Origin of the sequence: Gordonia jinhuaensis, from assembly GCF_014639795.1 — a bacterium.
GTDB classification, from domain to species: Bacteria; Actinomycetota; Actinomycetes; order Mycobacteriales; family Mycobacteriaceae; genus Gordonia_B; species Gordonia_B jinhuaensis.
In genome coordinates this window covers 90,644-97,425 of sequence record NZ_BMGC01000013.1, presented here as the reverse complement: position 1 = coordinate 97,425, position 6,782 = coordinate 90,644, and the positions used below count along the sequence as shown (strand labels likewise).

Below are 6,782 nucleotides of genomic sequence, written 5' to 3'. Positions count from 1 at the left end.
GAGAACTCGCGGCGCCGGATACGATTCCACTGCACCCGCGCCCAGCGGGCCAACATCCAGCAATTCCACTGCTGAGCAGTGCCCGGCTAACTTCGAAGAGCCCGCTTTCAACCCCTCACGCCGCGGCCGCATCGGTCAACTCGTCGAACACGCCCACGCGCTCGGAGTCGAAACAATCACCGGCAAGCCCTACAAGCCCACCACGCAGGGCAAGAACGAACGCTTCCACCAGACACTGTTCCGCTACCTGGACAAACAGCCACTTGCCGACACCCTGGCCGAGTTGCAGGCCCAGGTCGACGCGTTCGACCACATCTACAACACCGAGCGGCCTCACCAAGGACTGCCCGGGCGGGTCACACCGTTGACCGCCTGGCAGGCAACACCGAAAGCCGACGCGCCACACCCCAAATTCGGTCGGCCGTTGCTCGATCCGCCGACACCACGCCCTCGGCCCGCACAGCGGCAACCCACCGACCTACCCGACGGCGTCCTGGCCAGAACTGTCAGCACCTCCGGCACCATCAGCGTGGACGCAGTCACCTACATGGTCGATGTGGACCACGCCTTCGACCAGGTCCTCGTTGTCACCGACGACAACACAATCGTCATCGCCAACACCGAAGGCGAAGTCCTCGTCGAACACCCCCGACCCGCCCCAGGAATCACCTACGTCGGAAATCGACAACCCCGCGGCCCACGCCCCACCAAGAAGACCGCACCGTCACCGAAGTCCTGACACACCAAGTGTCACCAATGTCCAGATGCAGAAACGTCACCGATGTCCCGATACATCACACCCCGCGACGTGGACACTACCACGTAGTATCGAATGCGTGTTCGATCCACGCGCCTTGGATATGTGGTCTGATCGAACGACGCTGCGCATCATCGACCCACCGCGGCCTGTCTCGGTCGACTGGTCGCAAGTCGACCCGACTGCGGGGCGACCTCCCGGCTTCGCTCGCCAGCCGCCGCCACTGCGGGTGCGCGCCGGGGGAGTGCGCGTCGAACCGCGCATGTCTGGTGTGCAGCACGCCTGGCTGCGCCTGTGTTCTCTGCACCAAGCAAGCTACGGCGCTACGGTCGAACTTCGTCGGCGCAAGATTCGGTCATGTGCTAAGCAACACGCTGCCACGTATTGCGCGGCTTTTCACTAACCGGAAATGGTGCCCGGCTTCTGCCCACCTTGTATTCCCCCGGATAAAGCACCTGCCTCCCGATGTCCGCTTGCTAATTTGCCGAAATCTCAAGTAGAACGGCACCCTGGGTAACGGGCGTGCCCGGCTCCACGGCCAGACCGGAGACGGTGCCGTCCTTGTGGGCGACCACCGGGTTCTCCATCTTCATCGCCTCGAGGACCACGACCAGGTCACCCGCGGCGACCTCCTGGCCCTCCTCGACGGCCACCTTGACCACGGTGCCCTGCATGGGTGCGGCGACCGAGTCGCCGGACACCGCCGCCGCACCACCCTTCGCGCGGGTACGGGGCTTGGGCTTCTTGCGGATCGCGCCGTTGCTGCTGCCACCGTTGCCACCGCCGAGCGCGAGATCACCGGGCAAGGAGACCTCGACGCGGCGTCCACCGACCTCGACGACGACCTGCTGACGCGGAGCCGACTCGTCCTCGCCGATGGGCGCACCCCCCGCGTAGGGCTCGAGGGTGTTGTCCCAGTCGGTCTCGATCCACTTGGTGTAGACGTCGAAGGTCTCTTCGCCGGTGTCCGGATCGACCCGGCCGATGAAGGCGGGATGACGCACGATGTGCCGGTCGAACGGCAGTACGGTGGCCAGACCCTCCACCGCGAACTCGTCGAGGGCGCGACGGGCGCGTTCGATGGCCTGTTCGCGGTTCTCGCCGGTCACGATGAGCTTGGCGAGCATGGAGTCGAACTGCCCGCCGATGACGTCACCGGCCACCACGCCGGAATCCACCCGGACCCCCGGACCCGCGGGCTCGCGGTAGACGGTGATCGGACCGGGGGCGGGCAGGAAGTTGCGGCCCGGATCCTCCCCGTTGATGCGGAACTCGATGGAGTGGCCGCGGGGCTCGGGATCCTCAGACAGTTCGAGCTTCTCACCCGCGGCGATGCGGAACTGCTGACGCACCAGGTCGATTCCCGCGGTCTCCTCGGTGACCGGGTGCTCCACCTGCAGACGGGTGTTCACCTCGAGAAACGAGACCAGGCCGTCCGCACCCACCAGGAACTCCACGGTCCCCGCGCCGTAGTAACCGGCCTCCCGACAGATCGCCTTGGCCGAGGAGTGGATGCGGTCGCGCTGTTCGCGGGTCAGGAACGGCGCGGGCGCCTCCTCCACGAGCTTCTGGAAACGACGCTGCAGCGAACAGTCACGGGTACCGGCCACCACCACGTTGCCGTGCTGGTCGGCGATGACCTGCGCCTCGACGTGGCGGGCCTTGTCGAGATAGCGCTCGACGAAGCACTCGCCACGACCGAAGGCGGCGACGGCCTCGCGGGTGGCCGACTCGAACAGGGCCGGGATCTCCTCGATGGTGTACGCGACCTTCATCCCGCGGCCGCCACCGCCGAACGCCGCCTTGATCGCCACCGGTACGCCGTACTCCTCGGCGAACGCGACCACCTCGTCGGCGTCGGCGGCCGGATCCTTGCTGCCCGGGGCCATCGGCGCCTCGGCGCGCAGGGCGATGTGACGCGCGGTGACCTTGTCACCGAGGTCGCGGATCGACTGCGGGGAGGGACCGATCCAGGTCAGTCCGGCGTCGATGACGGCTTGGGCGAAGTCGGCGTTCTCGGACAGGAAGCCGTACCCCGGGTGAACGGCGTCGGCCCCGGACTTCTTCGCGGCATCGATGATCTTGTCGATGGCCAGGTAGGACTCGGCAGAGGTCTGACCGCCGAGAGCGAATGCCTCATCGGCGAGCTTCACGAACTGTGCCTCGGCGTCGGGCTCGGCGTACACCGCCACACTGGTCAGACCAGCGTCCTTCGCGGCGCGGATCACGCGGACCGCGATCTCCCCACGGTTGGCGATGAGGACCTTGTGGATGCGGATAGAAGGAGTCACTGACCACTCCATCTTTCAACAGTCCCCTTTAGTCTAACTCTCTGCATGACGTCTGGAGGAAGTTGTCCACCGAGTTTGCGTCCATAGCGTTGGGCCATCGCAGAGAAGAAGTCACCATTATGGTCTGAATCAACCTCGGTGATTCGACCGCGTATCTCGAGGTAACGATACGGAGCTGTCGGGTCTGCAATACACAAAGAGAACCGGGGGTCGGCATGGAGGTTAAGGTACTTCACCCGGGTGGTCGAGGTTGTAAAAGAAACTTGTGCGGATTCATCGAACACGAACCACATCGGATTCACCTGGACGCTGCCATCGTATCGAATGGTTCCAAGCATCCCAAACAGCGGGGCCTCCATCAAATCGCGATGCGAGTCCGCCAGATGTAGATTGCTCATGCTTTCACCTTCTCGTTAGGCGGTTGAAGTCTCCGTCGAGACTGAAAACCTGCCGACTCTCAGGTCCGTGATGACGTGCCCATAGCTTTCCGTAAGACGTACCGGGAGCCAGTTCGATCACATGTAGACTCCTAGAGGTGGAGTCAGCTGATTCCATGCATTTGTCCCACCGGACAGGGGACACGATTTGATTGCACAGGCGGTTCTTGAGATCGGCGCCTCGGTGGACCACAGCCCCGTCGAAATTGGAGTAGAAGGTTGGACGGCTAGGAAGGTTGTCGCCAAATTTGATGATTTCGAGATCCCTCGCGAATGCGACGCGGGCAGGTTCCATGTACTGCGAGTGAAACGCACCCGCGACATCGAGATGTACAGCTCGAACATTCCGGCCGAGGCTGAGCTCGAATGATTCAATCCCCTCGCTTGAACCGGCAACCACTACTTGTCCAGCTCCGTTAATATTTGCAATCTCCACATCAGGAGATGCGGCGGCAATCCTTACAATTTCTTCGGACGATGCGGGGTTCTTGCGAGACGGCATCAGCGCGAGCATGCCCGTCGCCTGTGCGGAGCAGCACTCAGCCATGCGCAGGCCCCTGGATCGCGCGATACTCATCGCGGTGTCGAATGAATAGAAGCCCGCGATGGCGGAGGCGGCAAGTTCTCCCACCGAATGACCAAGTACTGCGGACCTGCTGCGGTCGAACCACACTTCGTGTGACAACGCTTCGAATGCCAGTAGTGATGCAGCAGTGATGAGTGGTTGAACGATCGCTGTATCCTCAAGAGCCGCGCGATCCCGAGACACGGCACGCAGATCTAGTCCGATTGCTCTGCTCCACCTGTCGCACATCTCGTTCGCACGCGCCGTGGTGAGCCACGGGTCAAGAAGCCCTCGGTATTGGGCCCCCTGTCCAGGGCAAAGGAAGATTGCGCCAGGCGCGACGGGAGACTCGAACTTCGACCGTTCCAGTTCTTCATTGAGGGTGATTGCCATGCTTCCTGTCCTCTCCGTAGTGGGGTCCCGCGCTAACGGCCGACAGGAACCGTTTGATGTATCCCCTGGTTTGTGAAGGATCAATGAGTTGATCAACGAACCCGCGCTCTGCGGAATAGGTGTGGTGCATAACCTCGTTGCGGTATTCATCGGCGAGTTGTTGCACGTCACCTATTACATCGCTTGACTGTTTCAAGCGGCGTTTGTGAAGAATTTCTACCGCTGCCTCTGCTCCCATTACCGCAATTTCATTCGTGGGCCACGCTAAAGACAGGTTCGCGCCAAGTCCGATCGAGTCCATAACGATGTAGGCTCCACCGAAGGCCTTACGAACGATAACTTGCACTCGTGGGACGGTAACCTCGCAATAGGCGTACAGCAGTTTGGCCCCGCGGCGGATGACCCCACCCTGCTCCTCGGCAGATCCGGGGAGGAACCCGGGAACGTCCACAAAAGTCAGCAGCGGTATGGAGAAGCAATCGCAGAATCGCACAAACCGAGCGCCCTTCTCAGCGGCATTCGCGTCTAAGGCACCCGCCAAAACCGAGGGCTGGTTACCCACTATTCCGACCAACCTGCCATCGATGTGCGCGAATCCGATTAGTAAATTGGGTGCCCATTCTTCATGAACTTCGAGGAAGTCGCCGTCGTCGACAATTAGAGTGAAAATTTCACGCATGTCATACGCCGCTCGCGGCGACTCCGGGACTATCGAATCAAGAATGAGATTGTTGCGCTCCTGGCTTTGTTCTGCGTTGGCGGTTCGGGACCAGGTCGGCGCCGGCGTAGCACAGCTCGACGGGAGGATATCGAGTAGGTACCTGACGTCTTCGTAGCATTGCTCTTCGTCAGTGCAGCGGAAAGCCGCGAGCCCACTGCGCTGGGAATGTACTTCCGCGCCACCCAACGATCGGCCCGTAACATCCTCTCCCGTCACCTTCTTGACGACCGCCGGGCCGGTGAGATAGGTCTCGGACAGCTCATCGATCACGAAGACGAAATCCGAGAGCGCGGGTCCGTACGCAGCTCCTCCCGCGCACGGGCCCGCGATCACGCTGATCTGTGGCACAACCCCCGATAGTTTGACGTGTCGCCGGAAGATACCCCCGTAGCCGTCAAGCGATCCCACTCCCTCTTGAATACGCGCTCCACCACCGTCGTTGATGCACACATAGGGGATCTTCTGATCGAGTGCGAAGTCCATGATCCTGTGGATCTTGGCGGCGTGTGCTCTACCTAGTGATCCGCCGAGCACGCTGAAGTCGGTGGCCGACAACGCAATCGGTCGTCCATTGACTGTTCCCCACCCTGTCACGACGCCATCTCCGGCGTGGCGTTTCGAGGCGAGCCCAAAAGCCGCGCTCTCATGCATGCGTTCTGCACCGATTTCGGTGAACGAGTCCTCATCGAAGATGCACTGGAGGCGCTCATGGACAGTCATCCGCGTGCGCCGATGACTGCGCTTGCTGTTGTTGTCTAGCGTGTTCGCGAGCGTGTCTGTCACCGTCGTACTCCTAGTTGTTGGTCGGCGTGGCTAGCGCGCGGACAGCGAGTAGTGATCCGATCGTTGCGATCACCTGACCATCGGAGGCGTCAATTACTTTCCCACTGAAACTCGCTCCGCTGCCTAGGTCTGAGTCGAGGGTGATGTGATGGTGCACCGCTCGACCTGTGCGCGCTCGGCATTGGAAGTGCACAGTCGCCGCGGATCCGAGAATTAGTCCGTGCTCGGCGTCGTCGGGATCCTTTTGTCCTGCGGCCCAGACAATTCCGCAGCCTTGGGCGAATGCTTCGAGGACGGCCAGTTCGGGAACGATCTGGTCTGAATCGTGCGGAACGTCGATCGACTCCAGTCGCTGATGCAGCTGTTGTATCAGTGCCGTTGTGAATGAGGATTCGATCACACCACTTCCAGATTCCGGGTTGAGCCTGACAATCCGGTCGATGATGAGTGCGCTGCCGCGGTGAGGCAAGAGATCGATGACTTGTGTACTGCCCGCGTCAGACACTGCCGACCTCCCACTCTGCATCTACGGTCCCGGCCCGCTGACCATCAACCGTGATGGAGAACTTGATGCGAGCTCCGGCTGGCACCTCGATGATGTCCGTCGCGGTCGTGGCAATCTCGCACGGCGGCACCGCCGGCTGTGTGAAACGCATGCGATGAATTGCCCTCAGTGCGCCAAGGCGCGCGTCTGGCCCAGCGTTCCCAGCCCGGGAGCACAGCCCCAGCATGAACACTCCTGGAACGACGGGGGCCCCGGGGAAGTGTCCGGCGCACACCGGATCATCCACGCCGACGGTCACCGATGCGGTCATACCCTGATGATTGGTCCCGC

Annotated in this window: 7 protein-coding genes; 1 reads left to right on the top strand and 6 read right to left on the bottom strand. The window is 61.8% G+C overall.

Annotated features, from left to right (window positions below):
- On the top strand, positions 1–739 hold a 739-nt coding region (locus IEW22_RS10915; RefSeq protein ID WP_229742468.1), incomplete at its 5' end, for an integrase core domain-containing protein.
- Between the two features lie 494 nt (positions 740–1,233).
- Here IEW22_RS10915 and IEW22_RS10910 read toward each other — a convergent pair.
- Genes IEW22_RS10910 through IEW22_RS20555 form a run of 6 tightly spaced genes read right to left on the bottom strand, consistent with a single transcriptional unit; the run spans position 1,234 to position 6,762 of the window.
- Positions 1,234–3,048 (bottom strand): acetyl/propionyl/methylcrotonyl-CoA carboxylase subunit alpha, encoded by a 1,815-nt coding sequence (locus IEW22_RS10910; RefSeq protein ID WP_373284170.1) that lies wholly within the window; start codon positions 3,046–3,048, stop codon positions 1,234–1,236.
- A complete protein-coding gene (locus tag IEW22_RS10905) occupies positions 3,045–3,446 on the bottom strand; it encodes a PPOX class F420-dependent oxidoreductase (RefSeq protein WP_188586627.1) in 402 nt (133 codons plus the stop codon). The genes IEW22_RS10910 and IEW22_RS10905 overlap by 4 nt, the downstream gene beginning before the upstream one ends.
- Positions 3,447–3,450: 4 nt before the next feature.
- Entirely contained in the window at positions 3,451–4,443 is a 993-nt protein-coding gene (locus IEW22_RS10900; RefSeq protein WP_188586626.1) for an ACP S-malonyltransferase, read from the bottom strand.
- Positions 4,424–5,947 carry an acyl-CoA carboxylase subunit beta gene (locus tag IEW22_RS10895; RefSeq protein WP_229742466.1) on the bottom strand — a complete coding sequence of 508 codons (1,524 nt, stop codon included), beginning with the start codon at positions 5,945–5,947 and terminating at the stop codon, positions 4,424–4,426. Before IEW22_RS10895 ends, IEW22_RS10900 begins: the two co-directional genes overlap by 20 nt.
- A 10-nt stretch (positions 5,948–5,957) precedes the next feature.
- The gene (locus IEW22_RS10890) at positions 5,958–6,452 is read right to left on the bottom strand and encodes a hypothetical protein (RefSeq protein WP_188586625.1); all 495 of its coding nucleotides are present in this window, start codon (positions 6,450–6,452) and stop codon (positions 5,958–5,960) included.
- Positions 6,445–6,762, bottom strand: coding sequence for a hypothetical protein (locus IEW22_RS20555; RefSeq protein ID WP_373284171.1), 318 nt, complete (start codon positions 6,760–6,762; stop codon positions 6,445–6,447). The genes IEW22_RS10890 and IEW22_RS20555 overlap by 8 nt, the downstream gene beginning before the upstream one ends.
- Between the last annotated feature and the right edge of the window lie 20 nt (positions 6,763–6,782).